Annotated in this window: 21 protein-coding genes; 10 read left to right on the top strand and 11 right to left on the bottom strand. The window is 61.5% G+C overall.

The features are described 5' to 3' along the window. The first annotated feature begins 99 nt into the window (after window positions 1-99). Entirely contained in the window at window positions 100-1,605 is a 1,506-nt protein-coding gene (locus tag KEM60_RS11790) for an acetyl-CoA hydrolase/transferase family protein (RefSeq protein WP_219107811.1), read from the top strand. A gap of 156 nt (window positions 1,606-1,761) precedes the next feature. Here KEM60_RS11790 and KEM60_RS11785 read toward each other — a convergent pair whose 3' ends face one another. Beyond that, window positions 1,762-2,916, bottom strand: coding sequence for an acyl-CoA dehydrogenase family protein (locus KEM60_RS11785; protein WP_219107810.1), 1,155 nt, complete (start codon window positions 2,914-2,916; stop codon window positions 1,762-1,764). 147 nt (window positions 2,917-3,063) lie between these two features. On the opposite strand from KEM60_RS11785, the gene KEM60_RS11780 reads away from it, so the two are divergent. Next, window positions 3,064-3,729 (top strand): TetR/AcrR family transcriptional regulator, encoded by a 666-nt coding sequence (locus KEM60_RS11780; protein WP_219107809.1) that lies wholly within the window; start codon window positions 3,064-3,066, stop codon window positions 3,727-3,729. On the opposite strand, the gene KEM60_RS11775 is transcribed toward KEM60_RS11780, so the two are convergent. Next, on the bottom strand, window positions 3,671-4,657 hold the full coding sequence (locus KEM60_RS11775; RefSeq protein ID WP_219107808.1) for a TerC/Alx family metal homeostasis membrane protein: 987 nt from the start codon (window positions 4,655-4,657) through the stop codon (window positions 3,671-3,673). The two genes, KEM60_RS11780 and KEM60_RS11775, sit on opposite strands and share 59 nt — an antisense overlap. A gap of 37 nt (window positions 4,658-4,694) precedes the next feature. Next, window positions 4,695-6,806, bottom strand: coding sequence for an excinuclease ABC subunit UvrB (uvrB, locus tag KEM60_RS11770; RefSeq protein ID WP_219107807.1), 2,112 nt, complete (start codon window positions 6,804-6,806; stop codon window positions 4,695-4,697). On the opposite strand from uvrB, the gene KEM60_RS11765 reads away from it, so the two are divergent. After that, a complete protein-coding gene (locus tag KEM60_RS11765; protein WP_219107806.1) occupies window positions 6,805-6,954 on the top strand; it encodes a hypothetical protein in 150 nt (49 codons plus the stop codon). The two genes, uvrB and KEM60_RS11765, sit on opposite strands and share 2 nt — an antisense overlap. Before the next feature lie 17 nt (window positions 6,955-6,971). Here the strand turns inward: KEM60_RS11765 and KEM60_RS11760 are convergent, their stop codons facing one another. Continuing rightward, window positions 6,972-7,469, bottom strand: a complete 498-nt coding sequence (locus KEM60_RS11760) for a hypothetical protein (RefSeq protein ID WP_255574553.1) — start codon at window positions 7,467-7,469, stop codon at window positions 6,972-6,974. 241 nt (window positions 7,470-7,710) lie between these two features. Here KEM60_RS11760 and KEM60_RS11755 point away from each other — a divergent pair, with 241 nt between their 5' ends. Together KEM60_RS11755 and KEM60_RS11750 are read left to right on the top strand one after the other, a co-directional pair. Beyond that, window positions 7,711-8,313 (top strand): ATP/GTP-binding protein, encoded by a 603-nt coding sequence (locus KEM60_RS11755; RefSeq protein WP_219107805.1) that lies wholly within the window; start codon window positions 7,711-7,713, stop codon window positions 8,311-8,313. A 14-nt stretch (window positions 8,314-8,327) separates the two neighbouring features. Continuing rightward, window positions 8,328-8,858 carry a hypothetical protein gene (locus KEM60_RS11750; protein ID WP_219107804.1) on the top strand — a complete coding sequence of 177 codons (531 nt, stop codon included), beginning with the start codon at window positions 8,328-8,330 and terminating at the stop codon, window positions 8,856-8,858. Window positions 8,859-8,864: 6 nt separating this feature from the next. On the opposite strand, the gene coaE is transcribed toward KEM60_RS11750, so the two are convergent. The 3 genes from coaE to rpsA all read right to left on the bottom strand — a co-directional run bounded on the left by coaE (window position 8,865) and on the right by rpsA (window position 12,673). Further along, window positions 8,865-10,058 (bottom strand): dephospho-CoA kinase, encoded by a 1,194-nt coding sequence (coaE, locus tag KEM60_RS11745; RefSeq protein WP_219107803.1) that lies wholly within the window; start codon window positions 10,056-10,058, stop codon window positions 8,865-8,867. 82 nt (window positions 10,059-10,140) lie between these two features. After that, window positions 10,141-11,031, bottom strand: coding sequence for a glycerophosphodiester phosphodiesterase family protein (locus tag KEM60_RS11740; RefSeq protein WP_219107802.1), 891 nt, complete (start codon window positions 11,029-11,031; stop codon window positions 10,141-10,143). A 181-nt stretch (window positions 11,032-11,212) separates the two neighbouring features. Next, window positions 11,213-12,673 (bottom strand): 30S ribosomal protein S1, encoded by a 1,461-nt coding sequence (gene rpsA / locus KEM60_RS11735; protein WP_219107801.1) that lies wholly within the window; start codon window positions 12,671-12,673, stop codon window positions 11,213-11,215. 280 nt (window positions 12,674-12,953) lie between these two features. On the opposite strand from rpsA, the gene KEM60_RS11730 reads away from it, so the two are divergent. The 3 genes from KEM60_RS11730 to KEM60_RS11720 all read left to right on the top strand — a co-directional run bounded on the left by KEM60_RS11730 (window position 12,954) and on the right by KEM60_RS11720 (window position 16,964). Beyond that, window positions 12,954-13,823, top strand: coding sequence for a class I SAM-dependent methyltransferase (locus KEM60_RS11730; RefSeq protein WP_219107800.1), 870 nt, complete (start codon window positions 12,954-12,956; stop codon window positions 13,821-13,823). Window positions 13,824-13,978: 155 nt separating this feature from the next. Then, complete coding sequence (locus tag KEM60_RS11725) at window positions 13,979-15,682, top strand: formate--tetrahydrofolate ligase (protein WP_219107799.1); 1,704 nt, start codon at window positions 13,979-13,981, stop codon at window positions 15,680-15,682. A gap of 157 nt (window positions 15,683-15,839) precedes the next feature. Beyond that, on the top strand, window positions 15,840-16,964 hold the full coding sequence (locus KEM60_RS11720; protein WP_219107798.1) for an alpha/beta hydrolase: 1,125 nt from the start codon (window positions 15,840-15,842) through the stop codon (window positions 16,962-16,964). 60 nt (window positions 16,965-17,024) lie between these two features. Here the strand turns inward: KEM60_RS11720 and KEM60_RS11715 are convergent, their stop codons facing one another. Genes KEM60_RS11715 through recO form a run of 3 tightly spaced genes read right to left on the bottom strand, consistent with a single transcriptional unit; the run spans window position 17,025 to window position 19,252 of the window. After that, entirely contained in the window at window positions 17,025-17,591 is a 567-nt protein-coding gene (locus KEM60_RS11715) for an LmeA family phospholipid-binding protein (protein WP_219107797.1), read from the bottom strand. Then, window positions 17,588-18,388, bottom strand: coding sequence for an isoprenyl transferase (locus KEM60_RS11710; RefSeq protein ID WP_219107796.1), 801 nt, complete (start codon window positions 18,386-18,388; stop codon window positions 17,588-17,590). Before KEM60_RS11710 ends, KEM60_RS11715 begins: the two co-directional genes overlap by 4 nt. A 39-nt stretch (window positions 18,389-18,427) precedes the next feature. Then, a complete protein-coding gene (recO, locus tag KEM60_RS11705; RefSeq protein WP_219107795.1) occupies window positions 18,428-19,252 on the bottom strand; it encodes a DNA repair protein RecO in 825 nt (274 codons plus the stop codon). Between the two features lie 283 nt (window positions 19,253-19,535). On the opposite strand from recO, the gene KEM60_RS11700 reads away from it, so the two are divergent. After that, the gene (locus tag KEM60_RS11700; RefSeq protein WP_255574653.1) at window positions 19,536-21,047 is read left to right on the top strand and encodes a M4 family metallopeptidase; all 1,512 of its coding nucleotides are present in this window, start codon (window positions 19,536-19,538) and stop codon (window positions 21,045-21,047) included. Window positions 21,048-21,175: 128 nt separating this feature from the next. After that, window positions 21,176-22,012: a hypothetical protein gene (locus KEM60_RS11695; protein ID WP_219107793.1), complete on the top strand. Its 837-nt coding sequence runs from the start codon at window positions 21,176-21,178 to the stop codon at window positions 22,010-22,012. A 158-nt stretch (window positions 22,013-22,170) separates the two neighbouring features. Here KEM60_RS11695 and leuA read toward each other — a convergent pair whose 3' ends face one another. Continuing rightward, window positions 22,171-23,979, bottom strand: coding sequence for a 2-isopropylmalate synthase (gene leuA, locus KEM60_RS11690; RefSeq protein WP_219107792.1), 1,809 nt, complete (start codon window positions 23,977-23,979; stop codon window positions 22,171-22,173). Between the last annotated feature and the right edge of the window lie 115 nt (window positions 23,980-24,094).

The following is a 24,094-nucleotide window of genomic DNA, read 5'->3' as shown; positions in this document are numbered from 1 at the left end:
AAGTATCTCCGACATGCCCGAAAGTCCCATCCGAGCAGGTCCTGCGGGGGGGTAGCGTTGTACCGCTACATGAGTTCTTGACAACACGGGAGGGCCCCCATGGGTAACCGCATCGCGAATGCCGAGATGCGCAAGAAGGTGATGTCGGCCAGTGACGCCGCCGCGCTGATCCAGCACGACGACAACGTCGGCACCAGCGGTTTCACGGGCGCCGGATACCCCAAGGCCGTCCCTGGAGCGCTCGCGGAGCGGATCAAGCGGGCCACCGAAGCCGGCGAGGACTTCCGTGTCGGCATCATGACCGGTGCGTCTACCGCCCCCGAACTGGACGGTGTCCTCGCTGAGGTCGACGGCGTGAGCGTCCGGATGCCGTACCAGTCCGACCCGGCCACCCGGAACCGGATCAACCAGGGCACCATCGACTACACCGACTGCCACCTCAGCCACACGACCCAGACGGTCTCTCGTGGCTTCTATGGGGCCCTCGATGTCGCTGTCATCGAGGTCACGGCGATCAACGAAGACGGCGGGCTTGTCCCGGCATCCTCGGTGGGAGCTAACCAGACCTGGCTGCATGACGCCGACAAAGTGATTCTTGAGGTCAACTCCTGGCAGTCGTCGGACCTCGAGGGCATGGCAGACATCTGCTACATGCCGTTGCCTCCGCACCGTCAGCCGATCATGATCACCAAGCCATCTGACCGCATTGGCGAGACAGTCATGCGCGTCGACCCGAGCAAGGTCATCGCGATCGTCGAGACGGACGCGCCTGACCGCAACACACCGTTCAAGCCGCTCGACGAAGACAGCAAAGCCATCGCTGGCCACCTGCTCGACTTCCTGGACGGCGAAGTCAAGGCAGGCCGACTCAGCAAGAGCCTGCTCCCCATGCAGTCGGGCGTGGGCAATATCGCCAACGCCGTCCTCGCTGGCCTGCTTGACAGCCCGTTCGAGCACATGACCTCCTACACCGAGGTCATCCAGGACGGCATGATTGACCTGATCGACGCTGGCAAGGTCGACCTGGCCTCCGCGACCGCTTTCAGCCTTTCCCCCGATTACGCGGAGCGGATGAACGACGAGGCCGCGAAGTACAAGAACAGCATCATTCTGCGGCCGCAAGACATCTCCAACCACCCTGAGGTCATTCGTCGCCTCGGTGTGATCGCCATGAACGGTCTCATTGAGGCCGACATTTATGGCAACGTCAACTCCACGCACATCATGGGCAGCCGGATGCAGAACGGCATCGGCGGCTCCGGCGACTTTGCCCGCAACGCCTATCTGTCCTGCTTCGTGACCCCGTCCACCGCTAAGGGCGGCGCTATCTCGGCAATCGTGCCGTTCGTGTCTCACGTGGACCACACTGAGCACGACACGCACGTCATCGTCACCGAGCAGGGCCTCGCGGACCTGCGTGGTCTGGCTCCGCGTAAGCGCGCCAAGGTCATCATCGAGAAGTGCGCCCACCCGGACTACCGTCCGATGCTCGAGGAATACTACGAGCGTGCGCTGAAGGTCGCCAACGGCCTGCACACCCCGCACGACCTTGAGATGGCGCACCAGATGCACCGCGCCTTCCTCAAGACCGGATCGATGCGCTGACTCACTGAGAGATCACCCACTCAGGAGGGGTACGACCATGTGTGGTCGTACCCCTCCTGGTGTCATCCAGGGACAGAGCTTCAACAGCAGGTGAATCCCAGCACACTCAGAATAAAAACACCCTGCCGACGGCTACGATCTCGGATTCAGGTGGGGTCACAGCCCAAGGTCACGGCCGATAATTTCCTTCATGATCTCATTGCTTCCCGCCCAGATCTTATGGACTCGAGCATCACGCCATGCCCGGGCTACGCGATACTCGTTCATGTATCCATATCCACCATGAAGCTGCACGCATTCGTCAAGAACATCGCATTGCACCTGAGCGGCCCACCATTTGGCTTTGGCAGCATCCACCGGGGTGAGTTTCCCATCGGCATGTGCCGCAACGCAATCATCAATGTAGGCTTCAGCTACTTCCACGGCGGTGACCATCTCAGCTATTTTAAACTTGTTGTGCTGAAAACTCCCGATCGGCTGCCCGAAAGCTTTGCGTTCTTGACAGTAGTGAATGGTCTCCCCCAAGATCTGTTTGGCATTAGCAATATTGGCGATCGCATTGCCGATGCGTTCCTGCGGTAAGTGCTGCATCATGGCAATGAATCCCGCACCTTCCTCGCCCAGAAGGTGATCCGCCGGGACTCGTACCTGATCGAAGAATAGTTCGGCGGTGTCAGATTCTACTTGCCCGACCTTGTCAAGCTTGTTGCCCTTGGTGAAACCCGGCGTTCCCGCTTCCAGCACAAAAAGCGAGATCCCCCGAGCACCTTTGTTTTGATTGGTGCGGGCAGCAACCACAGCCAAATCACACTGATGCCCGTTAGTGATAAACGTCTTAGATCCGTTGATGATCCAGTCCCCTGTTCCGTCGTCAGCTTGGACGGCAGTGGTTTTTAAGGCAGCCAGGTCGGAGCCGCCAGAAGGTTCAGTCATCCCAATAGCCATAATTTTTTCACCGACGGCAACATCGGGCAACCAACGTCGTTTTTGCTCTTCGGTGCCGAGATGGCCGAGGTACGGCGCAGTGATGTCCGAGTGGATCCCAAAGCAGGATGCGACCGCTGCAGTGAACTTAGCCATCTCCTCAGCGAATACTGCCTGGAACCGGTAGTCATCGATCCCAGCACCGCCATACTCCTCAGGAAGGCACAAGCCAAAGAATCCTTGCCGACCAGCTTCACGCCAGATGTCGCGAGGAATGACTTTGTCGCGCAGCATTTCTTCACCGCGAGGGATGAGGGTGCGTTCGACGAACTCTCGACATGATCCACGGAAGTCCTCGTGCTCCTCAGAGTAGATATTGCGGGGCATGGTGTCCTCCTGGGATGCCGAGGCGACGACATCGTCGCGGTTGATGAGCAGCGCTCCGTCGAACGGCCGATTGAAGCTTTCGGAGTCTCTTCCATCAGGGTGACTAAGCGCTTGCTTATTTTGGGTTGCCTCCCATACTGTCCAGAGATGAGCAGCCAGTCAAGGAACGCGGCAGCCGTGCCTGAAGCCAGTCGGAGTCGGCTCCTCGACGCGGCGGTGCGCACCTTTGGTGCTAAGGGTTTCCACGCCACCACCACCCGGGACATCGCGACCGCTGCTGGGATGAGCCCGGCCGCGTTATACGTGCATCACCGTTCCAAGGAAGAACTTCTCTACGCCGCCTGCCTCATCGGCCATCAAGAGATGCTGGCCCGCATCAAGGCGGCGGTCTCCCCTCACCACGATTCACGCGACCAGCTCAAGGCCTTAGTGCTGGCTTGGGTTGTTGAGCATGCTCACCGGCGTGACACTGCGCGAGTCGTCAATGACGAGCTCGATGCTCTCACTCCAGAGCACCGCGCGATCGTCGATGATCTTCGACGAGCCATGGAAGGCGTCGCCCGACGTGTCTTAGACGACGGTGTCGCCCAAGGGGTTTTTGCTGTCGATGACCCCCACCTCGCCGCTCGCGCGGTGCTTTCGCTCGGTCAGGATGTCGCACATTGGTTTCGGCCTGACGGCCGGTGGTCAGCCAGCGTGATCGCCGAGCACTATGCCGTCATGGCCTTGCGTATGGTCGGGGCCGCCGACACGGTCATCCCTGCGAATCCCGTTTCTGCCGAGCCGAGGACAGCAGACTTGCCACCGTCGTGACCGTGAGGATCGCCACGATCGCACCCAGTGAGGCCCCAATCGAGATTTCCGGCACGGAACTTACTGGCTGCCCAGAATTAATGAAGGGCAACGTGTTGGTGTGCAAGGCGTGCAAAATCATCTTCACGCCGATGAACGCTAACAATACGGCGAGGCCGATCCCAAGAAACACCAGCCTCTTGAGTAGATCACCGATCAAGAAATACAACTGCCGCAATCCCATCAGGGCAAAAATGTTAGCGGTCAACACCAGGAATGGTTCAGAGGTCAGCCCATAGATCGCAGGGATGGAGTCCAACGCAAACAGCAAATCAGTGGTGCCGAGCGCCACAATGACCACCAGCATCGGGGTCATCACACGAACCCCATCGACCCGGGTGATCAGCCGAGGAGCTGCATCCCAGGATCGCGTTGCGGGAAAACGCCGCTCCAGCCAGCGCAGGATCACGTTCTCATGGAATTCATCATCTTCGTCGCTGCCACGCACCAACGTATAAGCAGTCACAATTAAAAACAACCCGAAAAGGTAGAAAACCGACGTAAACCTGTTGATGGCAGCGGCCCCTACTGCAATAAATCCCGCACGAAGCACCAGAGCCATCACGATCCCGATGAGCAGGGCCGTCTGCTGGAATCGTTGCGGAACGCCAAACGATCCCATGATCACCAGGAACACGAACAAGTTATCCACCGACAGTGAATACTCCGTGATCCACCCCGCGAAGAACTGCGCCCCATAGCTTGATCCGCTTGTGACGGTGATGATTAGCCCAGCAGCAACAGCACCAGCGATATACACACTCAATGCCATCACACACTCGCGGGTCGTAGGAACCCGAGGGCGTCGTGCCACCAACAGTAGGTCACAAAGCACGACCCCCACGGTGACAGAAATCACTGCCACCCATACCCACCATGGAAGATTCACCGTGACACCGGTTCCCGCACGACTTCGCCCCGCGCGCTCACCGGTTGGCCTCCTGCATCTGCCGCAGTTCTTTCTTCAAATCGGATAACTCATCCCGCAGTCGTGCAGCCAGTTCAAATCTCAATTCGCCTGCGGCTTGATGCATTTGCGCAGTGAGTTCCTGAATCAAGTCGGCAAGATCTCCAGCGGCGACTGCTCCTGGCTCAGATCCTCTGGCGGTGGCAGCATCTGCCGCCGCGGTCCCTCGCCCGGACCCTCCCCCCGATCGGCCTCTGGACTGGGTTCTACCGCCACCCATCAGAGCCTCGGTGTCGGCATCCTCCCGTTGCAACATGTCAGTGATATCGGCGATCCGTTTCCGTAACGGCTGGGGATCAATCCCGTGCTCAGTGTTGTATGCGATTTGTTTTTCGCGACGACGCCGAGTCTCCTCAATCGCGTCATGCATGGAAGCTGTGATGTTGTCGGCGTACATGTGGACTTCACCGGAAACATTCCGGGCGGCACGTCCGATCGTCTGGATCAGGCTACGTGTCGATCTGAGAAATCCTTCCTTGTCGGCATCAAGAATACTGACAAGTGACACCTCAGGAAGGTCTAAACCCTCACGTAACAGGTTGATCCCCACGAGAACGTCATACTCACCCAAGCGCAGCTCCCGCAGCAGCTCCACTCGACGCAAGGTGTCAATGTCACTATGGAGATAACGGACTCGGACACCACGCTCCAGCAAATAGTCGGTGAGATCCTCTGCCATCTTCTTGGTCAATGTCGTGACCAAAACCCGCTCGTCCCGGTCGGTGCGCATCGTGATCTCGTGCAGCAAATCATCGATTTGACCCTTCGTGGGTTTCACGACGATGTGCGGATCGATCAGACCAGTCGGTCGGATGATCTGCTCGACCACCCCATCCGACTTGGCCAATTCGTAGGGGCCTGGCGTGGCCGACAGGTAGACGGTCTGACCGACTCGTTCCAAGAATTCTTCCCACTTCAGCGGCCGGTTGTCCATGGCGCTGGGCAGACGGAAGCCGTGGTCAACGAGAGTGCGTTTCCGAGACATGTCACCCTCATACATCGCTCCGATCTGCGGGACTGTCACATGGGACTCGTCAATGACCAGCAGAAAGTCCTCGGGAAAATAGTCAAGGAGACAGTTGGGTGCGCTCCCTGGCTCGCGGCCATCAATATGCAACGAGTAGTTCTCGATCCCCGAGCAGGCTCCGACTTGCCGCATCATCTCGATGTCGTACGTCGTGCGCATTCGGAGTCGCTGCGCTTCCAGGAGTTTCCCTTGTCGCTCGAATTCATCGAGACGTGTCGCTAGCTCGGCTTCGATCCCCCGGATTGCGCGTTCCATTCGCTCCGGACCGGCCACATAGTGGGTTGCGGGGAAGACATACATCTCAGGTTCTTCACGCAAAATCTCACCAGTCAGTGGATGCAAGGTGTAAAGCCGTTCGATCTCATCTCCGAAGAACTCGATCCGTACGGCTAGCTCCTCGTACATCGGGATAATGTCGACAGTATCTCCCCTGACCCGGAAGAAACCACGAGTGAACGAATGATCGTTGCGAACATATTGCATCTCGACGAAACGTCGTATTAACTCATCACGACCAAAGGCTTCCCCAATTTTCAGCCGTGCCATTCGATCCACATATTCCTGAGGGGTCCCCAGGCCGTAAATGCAAGACACTGAGGCCACCACCACGACATCTCGTCGAGTCAGTAGGGAATTTGTCGCTGAGTGTCGCAGCCGCTCAACCTCATCGTTGATCGAGGAATCTTTCTCGATGTAGGTGTCTGACTGAGGGACATACGCCTCAGGCTGGTAGTAGTCGTAATAACTGACAAAATATTCGACAGCGTTATGTGGGAAGAGCTCCCGAAATTCGTTGGCCAGTTGAGCTGCCAGGGTTTTATTGGGGGCTAGGACCAGGGTCGGCCGTTGGACCTGCTCGATCAGCCAAGCTGTAGTCGCGGATTTTCCTGTCCCGGTGGCACCGAGCAGGACGATGTCCTGCTCTCCAGCGCGCAACCTGGTGGTGAGATCGGTGATGGCTGTGGGTTGGTCCCCTGATGGCTCGTACGGCGACACGACCTTAAACGGGGCCACGGTACGTTGCACATCGGTGACAGGTCGCATGACGATCACGCTACAGGTGCACACCGACCACGCTGGGTCGACGTCAGATCATCCCCCGCAGATTCACCAGAAAAGCAGGTCGCTCACCCTCATTGGATACGGCGATGGCGTCGATCCCGGAGGATCGACGCCATCGCCGCTGTCGTGACGCGCAGAGATTGGAGATCAAGCGCCCAGCTGGCGGGCGTGGCGGTTCACCGAGGCGCGCAGCAGCGCGAGGTTGGTCTCCTGACGGTCCGCAGCCACGTACACGAACGTGGTGGGGGTGATCATCTTGATGAGGTGCAGCTGGTCACCCAGGGTGAGCAGCATGTCCTCCAGCTCGCTCTGAATGTTGAGCACCCGGATGGTCTTCTGCTTCGCCTTCACCATTTCGGTGTTGTAGGCGCTGGCAGCTTCCAGGTCGAAGTCCGCGCGACGTGACTTAGCCGCAAGAGGCATGCCGGTCTCAGCGTCGACGATCGAAGCTCCCATGAAACCGTTGACCTCAGTGTCAATTCCGTTGATGACATCCATCAACTGGTCGTGAGTGAACATCTCGTTCCTTTCGAAGTCTGGCGAGCCCACAGCGGGCTCCTCAATGTATGTCGGGACCTCAACAGGCCCCGCTATGGCGGGAACTTCTTCCCGCTCCAACGGCGTTGGTCCCGTCGTCGGCGCCATCGCGCTGGGATCTCCTCCCGCACGCCTTTCTGGCGGGTCCCCCACGGAACCGGTGGACCTGGGGACAGCCACGCCGGAGCGTCCCAACAACGGGCGCGACCAAAGCCTCCAGGTGACCATCAAGGTCGATAGTAAAGGGTCAGTCGTCCAACTGACTCATGCGCAAGAATCTAAGCTCGTTGACCAGGGATAACGTTAAGAGCGGTCAGCGCGAGCCAACCGGCCATGGCAAGCTGCCGATGTGAACTCAACCGACCGCAAGTTCGCTCCAGCCGTTCTTGGGCCGACGACTCAACGCCAAGTGGCCTTCGTCGGCCCACTCGGCGTGGGCAAGACGACGGCCGTGCGGTCGATCTCAGACGTCCCGGTCCTTTCGACCGAGGTGATGCGAGCCGCTATTGCGGTGCGCGCTGACTCTTTCAACAACAAACGCACCACCACTGTCGGGATCGACTACGGCGAGTGGACCACTCCTTCAGGGATGAGAGTCGGTGTCGTTGGCACCCCAGGTCAAGTACGTTTCTCGTCCACTCGCACCTCTGTCATTGCCCGCAGGGGCAGCATCGTCCTCTGGCTCTTCGGGGACCACCCGCAGCCGGTGCAGCAAGCAGCGGAGTGGATCGAACGGCTGGGCGATGCGTCAGTGTGGAGCCGTCTAGTCCTGGCCATCACCAGACGGCCACCCTACGGCGGCACAGATCTCGCGGAGTTCGAAGCCTGTGCCCGCTCCTATCACCCTCAGATGAAAGTCCTTGACGCCGATCCCCGCGTCAGAGAAGACGTTGCCAGGATCATCATCACCGCATTGGACAACCCTTACCCCACATCCGGCCACGCCTCATGAAGGAGCACGAGAGCATGAGCGATGCCTTCGATGAGATCGACGCTGACGACGAGACCCAGCTGGGCTCCTCACTCGCTCACGACGACGACACCCACCAAGAAGTGCACATGCACGAAGGGATCGCCGCTGATTGGGAACTCTGGTCCACGATCATCGGGAAAACCGCTCTGCCCCGGCTGGAGCAGCTCCAGGCCAACCTTCCCACCATGATCTCCGCGATTCTCAGCACTGCGGATGGCTTGAACCTCTGCTCCTTGGGTATCGCCCCCGAAGACGTGGGTCGGCTTGCCGCTCTGAACAGCTCCTTATTTGCTGTTTCCTCGGCCCAAACGGAAATCATCCAGGGCGACGAAGCCGCCCCGAACCGAACATTGGTGCACCTCACCTCTGGTGAAACACACATCGTGATGGTCAGCTTGGTCCAAGAACCCCTCGGGCATCTGCTCCTGTCGGTCAGCGCTCGCGACGTTCAGCTGGGGACTGTCGCCGTCAACGTCCGTAACGCGGCCGATGACATCCGTCGCTGGCTCGGTAACACCTTCTAATTCGCATTACGCCCGCCACGACGACTTCTGCGCCCACGCCGTGATGCGGGGCCACACCTTCTCGAACCACGGTTCCTTCGCCTCGGCATACTCGCCGCTGTTAGCTGTGGTGCGAGCTAATTCTGCTTTCACTTCCACATATTCGTCTGCAGCATCGGGATCTGCTCGCAACCAGTCGCGGAAAAGCAACGCTGACTGCCACCCGGGGCTGTCCACCACTCGAACATGAACGTGCACCATCCGCCCTGGATCACACGAACCGTGAAATCGCTTCACCCACAAGGATGGATCAAGTAATTCTCCCGTCGGATGGTCCATCCTGATGTCCTCAACTCGAGGGAATCCCAAGTTCGTCAAGGTCGCTACGAACTCCTGGTCATCGGCGTCGCGCAATTCAGATACGCCAATTTGGATGTCGATGACGTCCTTCCCAGGCATCCCTGGCACCGCCGTTGACCCCACATGCTCGATCTCTGGAGCACGTGCCCCCAACGCATGGCTGAATCGGGCAATCAACCGCTCAGCCTGGGCAGGCCAGTCGTCGTCGTACGTGCTGACCACTGGAAGGTCATAGCTGCGACACAACCGCCGTCCCCGCAAGTTATCGTCGAAGGGTTGCAGCCGCTGCTGCCATAACTCATCAACGGCAGCATGCAGGTCATGAACTGTGCCATCGTTACCGATCACCACATCAGCAGCGATACGACGCTGAGCGTCGGTGGCTTGATGGGCCATCCGTGTCTTCACATCGCTCTCAGTCATCCCCCGCTGCTCTTTGAGTCGACGCACCCGAGCTGACAACGGTGCATCCACCACCACGACCAGGTGATAGTCCGGCCCCAGGTGGTTTTCCACCAGTAAGGGAACGTCATACACCACGACCCGGTCCGGACCCGCCTCATCCAGCAGGTCAGCGCACCGAGAGGAAATCAACGGGTGGGTGATGGCCTCCAGGTCCGCTTTGGCTCGTTCGTCCTCAAAGACCACTGCCGCCAAGGCTCGCCGATCCAACCGACCGTCCCCACCGATCACCGCATCTCCGAAACGGGCCCGCACCTGATTCAGGCCATCCGTTCCTGGCGCTACGACCTCACGCGCCAGCGCATCGGCATCGATGACGACTGCCCCCAACTCAGCGAGACGCCGAGCCACCGTCGATTTACCGGATCCGATTCCGCCAGTAAGGCCAACCCGCAACATGACTTCACTGTAGGCGCGCGCAGCGCAGAACGGGATATCAGCGCGCAGAAGCCGTCTCAACGGTCACTCGACGGTACTGACGTCACCGTTTCAGTAACTCTTTCAACCGTCCGGGATAGTTGGTGACGATCCCGTCCACTCCTGCACGCAACAGCTCGATCCACTGGCCGGGTGCGTCAACTGTCCACGGGTTGACCACCAATCCGAGCCGGTGGGCCCGCTCGACAAAAGCCCTATGCACCACTGCATGTCCCCGCGCATCGTGATGGCAGGGGGCGATGGCGTCCACTCCGCACCAGTAAGCTGCCAACGCCAGGTCACCTCCACAGGAGTCGTAGGTGCTTTCACCGACGTACGGGCTGCCCGGAAGCCAGGTCTCTCCATGGGATGCCAGCGCTGACCGAGGAAGATCCGGGGCATCGTGCGCTGCTAGCTGCAAGATGTGCCAGTCAAAGCTGTGCACGATCACCCGCTCCCGCACTCCACCGGCACTGATCGCGTCACGAATCGCGTCCCAGATCATCCGACGCCGAGCCACCTGACACGGATCGTCGCACTCGAGCTTGATTTCCACCGTGAACCACATGCCAGGGTCAACCGCCGACAGCCGCTGGAACAGCTCCACCAATGAAAGCATCACCTGCCCAGCCACACCCCGCTGGTGCGGGAACTGAGCAGACTGCATTGACTGCCCAACATCCACCCGGCTCAGCTCCCGCCAGGTCACCTCATCGATCCGTTTCCCGAAGAGGCGTGGATCACCGCAGCTCACCTCGCCCGGCTCTAACACCATGTCGTGCCAGACCACCGGAACCCCATCCGCACTCACCCGCACATCAAGCTCGACGTTCCGGGCTCCTTGCCGTGCCGCCTCGGCAAACGCTGGCCACGAGTTGCCCACATAAGCGCCCTGTGCGCCAGCGTGAGCTTGAATATCGCAGGTCAATCCGTCCCACGGGCCACGCCTAGCCATGTCCACCGTCCTGGGTCATTGATCCTTGACAGGTCGACAGCTTCTCTGACGTCCGACGCGCCCGCTAGGAGAAGCTATCCGCCGCAGCAGAATACCGATGGGCTGTGCAAGCATCAGCTGGCACAGCCCATCGGTTAATCAATGCGACGTGCTGAGGTCAGCAGCGTCAGATCGGCAGGGATCAGTTGCCGGTCAGCTTCTCACGCAGCGCAGCAAGCGCCTCGTCGGAAGCCAGGGTTCCCTCTGCCGGAGCGGAGGTCGAGGACGCACCAGAAGAGTACGACGTCGGGGCGGCGTCGCCACCGGCAGCGTTGGCTTCGGCGTCGGCGTCCAGCGCCGCCTGCACCTGGGTCTTGTGGGACTCCCAGCGGGCGTGTGCGTCGGCGTACTGCTTCTCCCACCGCTCGCGAGCGGCTTCGTGGCCGGGCAGCCACTCGTTGGACTCCGGGTCGAAGCCCTCGGGGTACTTGTAGTTGCCCTGCTCGTCGTATTCCGCGGCCATGCCGTAGAGGGTGGGGTCGAACTCGCTGGTAGCCACCGCAGCATCGTTGGCCTGCTTGAGGCTCAGCGAGATCCGGCGACGCTCCAGGTCGATGTCGATGACCTTGACGAAGATGTCAGCACCCACGGTGACAACCTGCTCCGGCAGCTCCACGTGACGCTCGGCCAGCTCGGAGATGTGGACCAGACCCTCGATGCCGTCGTCGACGCGCACGAATGCACCGAAGGGCACCAGCTTGGTGACCTTGCCCGGCACGACCTGGCCGATGGCGTGGGTGCGGGCGAAGTGCTGCCACGGGTCTTCCTGGGTCGCCTTCAGCGACAGCGAGACGCGCTCGCGGTCCATGTCGACGTCGAGGACCTCGACCGTGACTTCCTGGCCCACTTCGACAACCTCGGACGGGTGGTCGATGTGCTTCCAGGACAGCTCAGAGACGTGAACCAGACCGTCGACGCCACCGAGGTCGACGAACGCACCGAAGTTGACGATGCTGCTGACCACACCGGAGCGCACCTGACCGCGCTGCAATTCGCGCAGGAAGGTGGTGCGAACCTCGGACTGAGTCTGCTCGAGCCAGGCGCGGCGCGACAGGACCACGTTGTTGCGGTTCTTGTCGAGCTCGATGATCTTGGCCTCGATCTCCTTGCCGACGTACGGCTGAAGGTCGCGAACGCGACGCATCTCCACGAGAGAGGCAGGCAGGAAGCCACGCAGGCCGATGTCGAGGATGAGTCCACCCTTGACGACCTCGATGACGGTACCGGTGACGACGCCGTCTTCTTCCTTGATCTTCTCGATCGTGCCCCAGGCACGCTCGTACTGAGCGCGCTTCTTGGACAGGATCAGGCGACCTTCTTTGTCCTCCTTCTGAAGGACAAGCGCCTCGACCTCGTCGCCGACAGCGACGACCTCGCCCGGATCGACATCGTGTTTGATGGACAACTCGCGGGAGGGGATCACGCCCTCCGTCTTGTAGCCGATGTCGAGGAGGACCTCATCGCGGTCAACCTTGACGATGACTCCTTCGACGATGTCGCCGTCGTTGAAGTGCTTGATGGTGGCGTCGATCGCGGCGAGCAGGTCCTCTTCCGAACCGATGTCGTTGATCGCAATCTGGGAAGTAGCCGGGCTGGCAGTCATGTAGTCGGGACTCCGATTGTGGACAGGAAGGTCAAGGGGTGTGGACATCGGGTCCACTCCCCGGCGTACAGGGAACGTGACGAGTGCTGTCGACGGTTCTGTCTCGAAAAACCAAAGCTGCAGAACAGAATTCAGCCGAGGCCTGTACGACTTCGGCCGGCTGCCCTGTGACTCGTCCCCGCGACAGCGAAAACACCACGCGCACACTCGCGTGCGCCGGTCCACCCTACCTTTCCAGGAGTCGTCCAGGCAAAGCGCGACACACCCCAGACTGGTCGTCATGAACACCTCACCCCCAGACGACGCTCATGCAGGCTACCGCCCCACCGATCAGCGCTCCAGCATCGACGCCAACCGGCATTGGTGGGATGAGGACGCGCAGGACTATTACGCCGCTCACGGCGCCTTCCTCGGCGACGTTGACCTGGTGTGGGGCCCAGAAGGGACCCGCGAGCGCGACGCGCAACTACTCGGTTCCATTGACTCCCTTGTCGGACGAGACGTCCTAGAAATCGGCTGTGGCGCCGGTCAAGGCGCCCGGTGGGTCGCCGCTCAAGGGGCACGGGTCGTCGCTGGTGACCTCTCCGCAGGAATGCTCCGCCAAGCGCGGCGCATCGAAGAACGCCTCCATCAAGATGCTGCCTCGTACTCTGTGGCTCCAGAATCACCCCAACACGAACGCACCCCCGTGACCTATGTTCAGGCTGATGCCTGCGCGCTACCTTTCGTCGACCAGAGTTTTGACATGGCGTTCTCCGCCTACGGCGCTGTCCCCTTCGTTGCCGACTCGGCTCAACTCATGGCGGAGGTCTACCGAGTGCTCCGCCCGGGAGGTCGATGGGTTTTTTCCGTGACTCACCCCATCCGGTGGGCCTTCCCAGACGCTCCCGGACCAGCAGGGCTCACCGTCCACCGGTCGTATTTCGACGAAACCCCTTATGTCGAAAGCCTCGGGGACACCATCACCTACGCCGAACACCATCGCACTCTCGCGCATCGGATCAACGAAGTGATCTCAGCTGGACTCATCCTGACCTCGATCACCGAACCCACCTGGCCTGCCGACAATCAACAAATCTGGGGTGGGTGGTCCCCACTGCGAGGGGCACTTCTGCCGGGCACCCTCATCGTGAGCGCATGCCGCCCCTAGGACCTATCAGGCACCTCAGCTGTGGCTGCCGGGAAAGTCACTGCACATCCGTCCCTTTCAGCCCGAATCACCCCTAAAGTGCCCATTTCAGGACGAAAGGCCCGACGCTGGCGAATGTCCTGCGCCTTACCGACCGCTCCGCCCACGATGGCCACGTGACCCTCACCATCGCCTCAGATCTGGACATTGCCCGCGCCGCCGCACTCGCGCCGCTGACTGACATCGCCCGCGACGCTGGCATCCCCGCCGACTGCCTCGAACCCTACGGCCGCCACGTCGCCAAGATCACCGACGACGCCGCCCACATCATGGCCGACCGGGCTCAAGCCAAATACGTCGTGGTCACCGCAATCACCCCGACCCCACTGGGTGAGGGAAAGACCACCACCGCGGTCGGACTCGCCCAAGGATTCAAACACCTCGGCAAACACGCCACCTTGGCCCTACGACAACCTTCCATGGGGCCCACTTTCGGCATCAAGGGCGGCGCCGCTGGGGCGGGATACAGCCAGGTCGTCCCGATGGAGACCCTCAACCTGCACCTCACCGGTGACTTCCATGCCATCACCGCCGCACACAACATGCTCTCGGCGATGCTGGACAACCACCTCCACCACGGCAACGCCCTCGGCATCGACCCTCGCCGGATCTCCTGGCGCCGCGTCGTTGACATCAACGACCGCTCGCTGCGTAACGTCGTCCTTGGCCTGGGCGCTCGCATCGACGGAGTCCCCCGTCAGTCCGGCTTTGACATCACCGCCGCTTCCGAGGTGGGAGTGGCCCTCGCGCTCGCCACGTCGTTGCAGGATTTACGGCGGCGCCTGGGCCGCATCGTCGTCGGCTACTCCTACGATGGTGAAGCTGTCACCGCAGAAGACCTCAAAGCTGCCGGTGCCATGACCGTCATCATGCGTGACGCGATCAAGCCGAACCTCATGCAAACCATCGAGCACACCCCGGCCCTGATCCACGCCGGTCCTTTCGGCAATATCGCCACCGGAAACAGCTCCATCATCGCCGACCTGGTCGGCATTCGGATGGGTGACTACCTCATCACCGAAGCTGGCTTCGGTGCAGACATGGGTGCCGAACGGTTTGTCAACGTCAAATGCCGCGAATCCGGGCTGCGGCCTGACGCGGCGGTGTTGGTCGTCACCGTCCGGGCTCTCAAAGCCCACTCCGGGCGCTACAAGATCACCGCTGGTAAACCTCTCCCAGAGCAGATGTTGCAGGAGAACCCTGATGATGTCCGCGCCGGAGCCGATAATCTGCGCGCTCACCTGCGGATTCTTTCCGGATTCGGGATCACCCCCGTCGTGGCCATCAATGCTTTCCCTGACGATCACGACAGTGAACATGACGTCATTCGGGAGATCGCCACTGAAGTGGGCGCTCATGTCGCCGTCAGCACCCACGTCGTCGACGGCGGAGCCGGAGCTGTCGAGCTGGCCAAGGCTGTCGCTGCAGCATGCGACGAGGAACACGAGTTCCGCTTCACCTACGACCTCGAAGCTCCACTGAAGGAAAAAATCACCGCCGTGGCCACCAAGGTCTACGGTGCCCACCACGTGGCCTACGCCCCTGAAGCGGAGAAGAACCTCGCTGAGTTCGAGCGTCTCGGGTACGGCAATATGCCAGTCGTCATGGCAAAAACCCACCTGTCCATTTCGCACGACCCCACGCTGCGTGGCGCACCCACCGGCTGGACGCTCCCCGTCCGCGAGGTCCGGCTTGCCGCGGGCGCCGGATACGTCTACGCGATCTGCGGCGAGATGCGCACCATGCCCGGATTATCGAAGAGCCCTGCTGCCGAGCGGATAGACATCGACGACGACGGCAATATCGTCGGACTGTTCTGAGCATCAGCCCAGGCCCCAGCAGCTCTCTCCTACCCCGGGGCCTGGGGGAACGGCCAGCATGACCGCTCCTCCAGGCCCCGGAGCCACGCCCTGACCCATCAGTCTTGTCGCCATCCCCATGCAAGGACAAACGGCCCTAGACGGCAGGATGGGTCCCATGTCCGACACGCCGGTACGTTCTCCCCGCACGGTTGACCGGCATCTGCGCCTGCCGCGATCTCCCGGCCGCACCTACGACTCCACCCCCTTACCCCAACGGCAGGCCCCCAGCACAGCTAGCTCTGCCATGTCGAGCCCGTCACCTGCCCGGACTCATCCGCCGTACGACGACGAACTCGCTGAACGACTCGTCAACGGTCCGGTGGACGGGCACTCCCTCCATCGTGCTGACATCCCTCGACTCCGCCAGATCAGCGCGTCCTGGCGCCCGCACCCCGCTGACCTGACCCAAGGGGGCGCTGTCTGGCCTGAAGAACGGACGATCCCTGGCCACGGTGACCAGCCCAACGTTCCCGTCCTGATCCTGTGGCCCACCACCCCGTTCTGCGCCCCCCGCGCAGCGCTCATCGCGTGTCACGGTGGCGGCATGGTCACAGGCAGCGCCTACAGCGGCGCCCCTGGTCTCGCCGGATGGGTCGCCCAACTCGGCCTGGTCGGCATCTCCGTGGAATACCGACTGGCGCCCGAGCATCCCTACCCAGCTGCTCTCCACGATGTCTCTACCGTCGTCAACTGGGTCCATGATCAGCACCACAATCTGGGCGTCGACCCTGCCCAGACCGGGATCTTCGGCATCAGCGCCGGCGGAGGCCTCGCCGCCGCATACACGCTGCGAGCACACAGCGAAGGACTCCCGGCGCCGGCCTTCCAGATCATCCAGGACGCGATGCTTGACGACCGTCATCACCGCCCGTCCACTTTCGAACACGACGGTTCCGGAGCCTGGGATCGCACCAGTTCCTGGACTGCATGGAATGCCTACCTCGCCGGAAAAGCAGGGCATGCCGACACCCCGGCATACGCCGCCCCCGCCCGCGCCCTCGACCACCCTGACCTCCTCCGCGGACTCCCCCCGACGTATCTGGATGTCGGCACCGCCGATCTGTTCCGCGACGACGTCCTCGCCTACGCCACTGGTCTGACCCAAGCCGGCGTTGCGACAGAGCTGCACCTCTGGCCCGGAGGCTGGCACGGCTTCTCGGAAATGGCCCCAGACACGACTCTGTCCCATGTCGCTAACGAGACCCGCACCCGCTTCCTTCGACGGATGATCCACCGGTAACCCCTCACCAACCGTTCTGGGGAGTCCCTCAACTGTGACCGCGCCCGGGACCGGACCCCCTCAGCGGCGTTGATCCGGCAACGGCACCTGAGTGCCCTCTACCCGCACTTTGAGCCCGTCTTCAACTGGCGTGACCTTGGTGGCATGCACGTGAGACGGCAACCCCGAAATTGGAGTGCGGATCGTCACTGCCGATGCAGCAATCCGTCCCACCACATCCCCGAGGAAACCGGTGCCCGGCAAGTCAATCGACGACGGACGCACCACCACATCCCCACCTTCGACAACGACATCCCCCACTGCCACCGCCTGCAACTCTCGACCCGCAAACTGCACCGGTGCCGACACCCGAATGCGGCCCTGCCCGGCATAAGAAAGCACCGCCTCACCACCCGCACGCTGCTGCGCCGTCTGATAAGGAATCACCACATCTGCGGTGAGCTGCTGCGCGACCAATCCCTCCGTAGACGGCGGAGCGCTCGGCGCCGAGTCAGCAGGAGCTGAGGGCCCAACCGGCACTGGACCACTGAGCGTTAACCACACCAGCGACGTCACCACCAGGACCACTGTCAACGCCCCGACCACCGCCAATGCCCCGACTACCCCACGACGAACCCGCCCGCTCATACCCCGCCTCCATCGTCGCTGGACACCACAGCCTGATCCACAGCCCCGCCGTACCGGCGGTCACGACCCGCATATATCTCAATGGCCTGCCACAGATGACGCCGATCAAAATCCGGCCACAACGTGTCCAAAAACACCATCTCAGCGTATGCGCTCTGCCACAGCAGAAAATTACTCGTGCGCTGCTCGCCAGAACTACGCACGAACAGATCAACATCTGGCATATCTGGGTCGTACAAATGCCGCGCAAACGACGCCTCGTCAATGCCTTTCCCTTTGATCTTCCCCTTACGGGCGTCCTCAGCGATCCGACGCACCGCATCCACAATCTCAGCGCGCCCTCCATAATTCACGCAAAAATGCAATGTGAGCGTCGTGTTGTGCTCACTGAGCCGCTCAGCGTCTAAGAGCTCGTCGATCACGGACTTCCACAACCTCGGCCGACGCCCCACCCACTTGACCCGCACCCCCATCGCCGCCATCTCATCACGACGGCGGCGAATCACCTCCCGGTTGAAGCCCATCAAGAACCGCACCTCATCAGTGGATCGGTTCCAATTCTCTGTGGAGAAGGCATACGCCGAGATGTGCTTCACCCCTACCTCGATGCATCCGGCAAGCACATCCATCAAGGCAGCCTCCCCCGCCCGGTGCCCTTCAGTGCGTGGCAACCCGCGCTGATTAGCCCACCGACCGTTACCGTCCATCACGATCGCCACGTGCTGCGGCACCAGCTCCGCCGGAATCGCTGGCGGCCGGGCACCACTGGGATGCGGGAACGGAGGACGAACAGCCATGATGAGGACTCCTTGCGCGATGGACAACCCGGACCGAATCTAGTGCGCGTCACCGACGGCACGGCGCCACGACCCCCGATGGTGCTCGACGTCAAGGTCAGCAGGAGCATCTGGAGGCGCGGAAACCGAGGGGTGAGTTCCCCGCTCAACCCACCGCAACGACCGCACACCCCGCTCCAGATGCCACTGCAAAAAGGCAGCGACCATGCCACTGGTTTCACGGCGGGCCGCAGCGGAACTCCCGTCGGCAGTCACCCAATCGCCCTCCAGAAGAGCACCGGCTAACACCAACGACGCCGACGAGGGCGCCGTGGCACCAGGCAGCCGGCAGGACGGGCAGACGCACCCTCCGGATGCGATGTGGAAGGCCCGGTGCGGACCTGTCGCGCCGCAGCGCACACAATCACGAAAACTAGGGGCCCACCCGGCCACTGCGAGCGCCCGCAGCAAGTAGGCGTCTAACACCAGGGCGGGATCGTGACGTGCTGCAGCCAGACTGGCGAGCGCCCCAGTCAGCAGTCTGAAGTGGTGTGGGCTGGGGTCTTGTTCGCCGGTAAGGCGTTGTGCGGTCTCCAGCATGGCGTGGCAGGCCGTCCATGAGGTGTAGTCACGGGCGATGGCGTCGCCGTACGGCGCAATCATTTCGGCTTGGGTCACGGTGTCTAGTGATCGGCCTTCGCGGCATTGCAGGTCGACGACCATGGCTGGTTCAAGTCGTGCGCCGAAGCGGGAGCTGGTGCGTCGTACTCCTTTGGCGACCACACGGATCTGTCCGCGGTGGGGGGTGAGCACGGTCACGATCCGGTCTGCCTCGGCCAGGTCGTGGGTGCGCAGCACCACGGCGGCATCTCGGTACACAGGCACGTGCCCATTGTGACGGTGTTGACCGACATCAGCTCCGGGTCCGGTCCGCGGCCGATCATGCATCGTCAAATTCCGTCAACACGGAAGCTGATTCAGCTCTCGCACGGTTCCGGCCAGAGCAAGCCAATTCCACGGGGAGGCAAGGTGTTTATGGATTCGTTCAACCCTCTTCCCCCTCTTGCCTTGGTGCTGTCACAGTCTTTTCACCGCGAAGTCGACGCCGCGTCACAGCCAGTTCATGCCACCCGGCCGCCCCCGGGAGCGAAGGAGCACCCTCGTGTCCATGCGTCTCCATGGCAGCGTCGCAGTCCTCACCTGCCTGGCCCTCTCTGTCCCCGCTATGACCATGATGCCCGGCGCCAATGCCGCGCCTCAGGATGACGGTGTCACCTTGCACCAACGCTCGGTGATCGTCGACTCTGACGGCACTCAGCACATCCGCTACGACCGCCAATACCACGGTTTGCGGATTATCGGTGGTGACCTCGTGGTGCACCGTAGTGCCCAAGGTCGCGAACTCAGCCGCACTGTCAACACCCGGGAACAGATTGCTCCTCGGGGCAGTGATGATCCGTTGGTGACGCGACGTACGTCGTTGAGCGAAGCTCAGGCGATGGCGCGCGCCACATCGAAAGCCGCTCCAGGCAGTGAGAAACGTCAAGCAGAGAAAGTCGTTTTCAACGGGAAGAACGGCCCGGTCATGGCGTACGACGTGCTGGTCACCGGCATCCGTGCGGATCAGACCCCGGTGAAGGCACACACCATCGTCGATGGCACTACCGGGGCGGTCCTGGCGCACTGGGACGTGGTACGGCATGGCACTGGCAATGGCATCCACGACGGCAAGGTCGACATCGCTACCACGAAGTCCGGCAAGAAATTCGTGATGAAGGACAAGCTGGGCAATGCTGCTCTGGACATGAAAGGCCAGGAGTGGGGCGACGGTGTCCTTTTCAGCAGCACGAAGGACGTCTGGGGTGATGGGACGCAGAAGAACCGGGCGTCCGCAGCAGTTGACGCGCTCTTTGGCGCGCAGAAAACCTACGACTACTACCAGAACATCCACAAGCGTGCCGGTATCTGGGACAACGGCAAGGGTGCCGTCAGTCGGGTCCACTATGGACAGTCATATGACAACGCCTTCTGGGATGGCGAACAGATGACATATGGCGATGGCGAGAACGACGCTCTCCCCTTGACCTCTTTGGATGTTGCTGCCCACGAAATGACCCACGGCGTCACCCAGAACACCGCAAACCTGGGTTTGGGCCCTGAAGCTGGCGGATTGAACGAAGCCACCTCAGATATCTTTGCGGCAGCAGTGGAGTGGTATGCCAACTTGCCCAACAACCCACCGAACTACCTCATGGGCGAGAAACTCATCCCCGGTGGCGCTATCCGCTACATGGACCAGCCAAGCAAGGACAAAGCAAGCCCAGACTGCTACAACGATCAGGTCGGGTCGATGGACGAGCACTATGCAGCCGGTCCGTTGAACCACTGGTTCTACCTGATGGCAGAAGGGTCTGGCGCCAAGACCCTCAACGGGTTCTCCTATAACAGTCCCACCTGCAACAACAAGAAGATCAAAGGTGTCGGACGAGCCACTGCCGAGAAGATCTGGTTCCGAGCCCTGACCGTGTACCTGACATCTGGAGCTGGCTACGCGCAAGCTCGCGACGGCGCGATCCACGCTGCGAAGGACCTCTACGGTGCATCCAGCAAGCAGTGCCGAGTCACCACGGCCGCCTTCGACGCGATCTCCGTACCGAAGGGGAGCCAAACCTGCGAATGAACAGTGCGCGACACGTGATCCCGTAACCGGATGACGAGGTGGCCCCGGCGTAAGCTCACGTCGGGGCCACCTGGCGTCCCCACCCATCAACGGTGAACACCGCCCGAACCCTAGGAGGCCGCCCGAGCATGCCACGCACCTGCCCCTGGTGCCTGCGCACAGCAGCGGCCACAACCATTTTTTGTGAAGGATGCGGACGTCCCCTCCCCGGTGGACGCGCCCCCATTCCTGGCCGAGCTTCCTTCGCCCCGTTAATGGCGACCGGTCCAGCTGACGACGCCAGCACCGCGTCAACGCCGTCCCCGGCCACGACGCCGGAGCCACCGCAGACTCCCGCAGAAGCCGCTCCCCCTGCCCGGACCTTGATGCAGAATTGGCATCGCATCCTGCTCCCCGTGGTCCTTGTCGGTTATCTCGGCACCATTTTCCTAGCCCAGCCAGAGCCGCCCTCGACGGTCCCCGACCCCCCGCAAGTAATGCACCTGGCAGCAGACCGCAGCGCACCCATCACCACCAACGAATGCCAGACCCTGGACGTTGCGCTGCACAGCACGGAAGGAAGCCCCGCCACCAAGCGTTCCCTGGACGGCGCTGCCTGCCGCATCAACCGGCAGACTAACCCCTCCCCCAAAGCGCCCTGGACTTCGGTGGTGATCGCACCTGTCGTGGACATCGACACCCGCTCAGCGGCACGCACCCGCGCCGTCCCCACCACCGAACAATCCTGGCCCCTCGACGGATTCGGTACCGCACTCCTGCTCACCGTCACCGATCCCCAAGGCATCCACTTGGAGATCAAAATCACCCCCACGTCTGGTGATCGCACCATCACCGTGGCGCTGCCACCACAGGTCGGCACCAGCTGGACCAAAGTCTCGGCAACCCGCCGCGCTGATCTCCTCACCTCAGCGCGCAAAGTCGCCGAACGGATCCATGCAATCCCCCAGGAACCACACCCGCGCTGATCTGCCACTCAGCACGGCCTGCCGCTGTGGCCCTACCGGCGACGACGCTCTAGGCCCCAATCCCAGCAGCCTGGCTGTGATCCCACCCCTATCAGGACAGGACCACAACCAGGCCGCCGGTCAGCAGGACAAGAGCCGCCGTACCGCCGCGCGAGTGGTCAGGGCCCGCCTCCCGGCCGGCTGATCACAGCGCCTTCCTGGCCGACTCCAGACAGACCACGACCGGCATGTCCTTCCGCGCGTTGCGCGCGATTGATCGCTGACAAGATCGCCATGAAGGACGCCTTCACAATCGAGTTATGCAAACCCACCCCCCACAACACCCGATCGCCCACCGCACATTCGACGTACGACGCGGCGCGCGCGTCACCACCAGAACTCAACGCATGCTCTGAATAGTCCAACACCCGCACGTCAATGCCATACCGGGCAAAACCATCCAAGAACGCCGCGATCGGCCCGTTGCCTTCACCTTCCAACGAAACTTTCCGTCCCCGATCAGTCACCACCGCACGCACCCGATCCCGACCGTCAGTCCCAGAAGAGACTTGACTTGCGACTGGCACGAACCGACCCCAGGCACGCTCGCCATGCCCAGTCCCTGGCAGATACTCGTCAGCAAAGATGGACCACAGCTGGGCGGAGTCAACTTCTCCGCCTTCGACATCTGTCTTGTGTTGCACCACCGCGCTCATCTCGATCTGCAACCGTCGCGGCAAGTCCAACCCGTGATCGTTCTTCAACAGGTACGCCACCCCGCCCTTTCCGGACTGGCTGTTGACCCGCACCACCGCTTCGTAAGATCGGCCGACATCATGCGGATCGATCGGCAGATACGGGACACCCCAGACCAGGTCGTCGATACTGACGCCTTCAGCTGTGGCTCGCCGTTCCATGTCCTCGAAGCCCTTTTTAATGGCATCTTGGTGTGATCCGGAAAATGCCGTATAGACCAGATCGCCGCCGTAAGGATGCCGTTCATGGACCGGCAACTGATTGCAATACTCCACCGTGCGCCGTATCTCGTCGATATCAGAGAAATCGATTTGCGGATCGACGCCCTGACTGAACAGATTGAGACCCAAGGTCACCAGACACACATTGCCGGTCCGCTCTCCATTACCAAAGAGGCACCCTTCGATGCGGTCTGCACCAGCCAAGTAGCCCAGCTCTGCCGCAGCTACGGCGGTGCCTCGATCGTTGTGCGGGTGCAATGACACGATCACGCTGTCTCGACGATCCAGGTGACGGTGCACAAACTCCACCGAATCTGCATAAATGTTAGGAGTGGCCATCTCGACCGTCGCCGGAAGGTTGATGATCATTGGGCGATCTGGTGTCGGGTCGATCTCCGAGATGACGGCATTGCACACGGTGACCGCAGCATCCAGCTCGGTTCCGGTGAAGGACTCCGGGCTGTATTCATAGGTGATCGCGGTGTCCGGGATCTGCTGTTCTAGCTTGCGGCACAACCGTGCCGCTTGGACAGCGATATCGGTGACCCCTGCGATGTCAGTGTGGAACACCACCTCCCGCTGCAGGATCGATGTGGAATTGTAGAAATGCACGACAGCGCTCCTAGCGCCAGCGATCGCATCGTAGGTCCGCTCCACCAGATGATCCCGAGCCTGGGTCAGGACCTGGATGGTCACATCGTCCGGAATGTGCCCCTCGTCAATGAGCATCCGCGCGAAGTCAAAATCGGTCTGGCTCGCGCTGGGAAAGCCAATCTCAATTTCCTTGTAGCCCATCTTCACGAGCAAGTGAAACAGTCTCAATTTGCGCTCAGCGTTCATCGGGTCGATCAACGCCTGATTGCCATCCCGCAAGTCGACGGCGCACCACCTGGGTGCTCTTGTGATCGTCGCATTCGGCCAAGAGCGATCCGGCAGGTCCGTCGCAATGACCTCACCAAAAGAACGATATTTACGGATCGGCATCCCGGAAGGACGCTGGCAATTCTCCATGGTGACCTCTTTCCCGTCGTACGTCGTCCGGGCCTGCGCTCAGGCGGCGGTGGTCTCCGCGACGGGGACGGCCCAGAGGAGTCAGGCCCCGTCGCGGCAGCGAAGACGCCACCAG

The sequence above is a fragment of the Austwickia sp. TVS 96-490-7B genome, assembly GCF_019331795.1.
Classification (GTDB): Bacteria; Actinomycetota; Actinomycetes; order Actinomycetales; family Dermatophilaceae; genus Austwickia.
The sequence above is the reverse complement of the archived record's forward strand: the minus strand, read 5'-3'. Positions and strand labels throughout refer to the sequence as shown.

Bases quoted from the DNA above. Each gene is read 5' to 3' on its own strand.
- rpsA (WP_219107801.1), bottom strand. From the start codon at position 12,673: ATGACTGCCAGCCCGGCTACTTCCCAGATTGCGATCAACGACATCGGT.
- KEM60_RS11695 (WP_219107793.1), top strand. From the start codon at position 21,176: ATGCCACGCACCTGCCCCTGGTGCCTGCGCACAGCAGCGGCCACAACC.
- KEM60_RS11785 (WP_219107810.1), bottom strand. From the start codon at position 2,916: ATGCCCCGCAATATCTACTCTGAGGAGCACGAGGACTTCCGTGGATCA.
- KEM60_RS11790 (WP_219107811.1), top strand. From the start codon at position 100: ATGGGTAACCGCATCGCGAATGCCGAGATGCGCAAGAAGGTGATGTCG.
- KEM60_RS11740 (WP_219107802.1), bottom strand. From the start codon at position 11,031: ATGGCTAGGCGTGGCCCGTGGGACGGATTGACCTGCGATATTCAAGCT.
- coaE (WP_219107803.1), bottom strand. From the start codon at position 10,058: ATGTTGCGGGTTGGCCTTACTGGCGGAATCGGATCCGGTAAATCGACG.
- KEM60_RS11710 (WP_219107796.1), bottom strand. From the start codon at position 18,388: ATGGCTGTTCGTCCTCCGTTCCCGCATCCCAGTGGTGCCCGGCCGCCA.
- KEM60_RS11730 (WP_219107800.1), top strand. From the start codon at position 12,954: ATGAACACCTCACCCCCAGACGACGCTCATGCAGGCTACCGCCCCACC.
- KEM60_RS11700 (WP_255574653.1), top strand. From the start codon at position 19,536: ATGCGTCTCCATGGCAGCGTCGCAGTCCTCACCTGCCTGGCCCTCTCT.
- KEM60_RS11750 (WP_219107804.1), top strand. From the start codon at position 8,328: ATGAGCGATGCCTTCGATGAGATCGACGCTGACGACGAGACCCAGCTG.
- leuA (WP_219107792.1), bottom strand. From the start codon at position 23,979: ATGGAGAATTGCCAGCGTCCTTCCGGGATGCCGATCCGTAAATATCGT.
- KEM60_RS11780 (WP_219107809.1), top strand. From the start codon at position 3,064: ATGAGCAGCCAGTCAAGGAACGCGGCAGCCGTGCCTGAAGCCAGTCGG.
- uvrB (WP_219107807.1), bottom strand. From the start codon at position 6,806: ATGCGACCTGTCACCGATGTGCAACGTACCGTGGCCCCGTTTAAGGTC.
- KEM60_RS11720 (WP_219107798.1), top strand. From the start codon at position 15,840: ATGTCCGACACGCCGGTACGTTCTCCCCGCACGGTTGACCGGCATCTG.
- KEM60_RS11715 (WP_219107797.1), bottom strand. From the start codon at position 17,591: ATGAGCGGGCGGGTTCGTCGTGGGGTAGTCGGGGCATTGGCGGTGGTC.
- KEM60_RS11760 (WP_255574553.1), bottom strand. From the start codon at position 7,469: ATGGCGCCGACGACGGGACCAACGCCGTTGGAGCGGGAAGAAGTTCCC.
- KEM60_RS11765 (WP_219107806.1), top strand. From the start codon at position 6,805: ATGACGATCACGCTACAGGTGCACACCGACCACGCTGGGTCGACGTCA.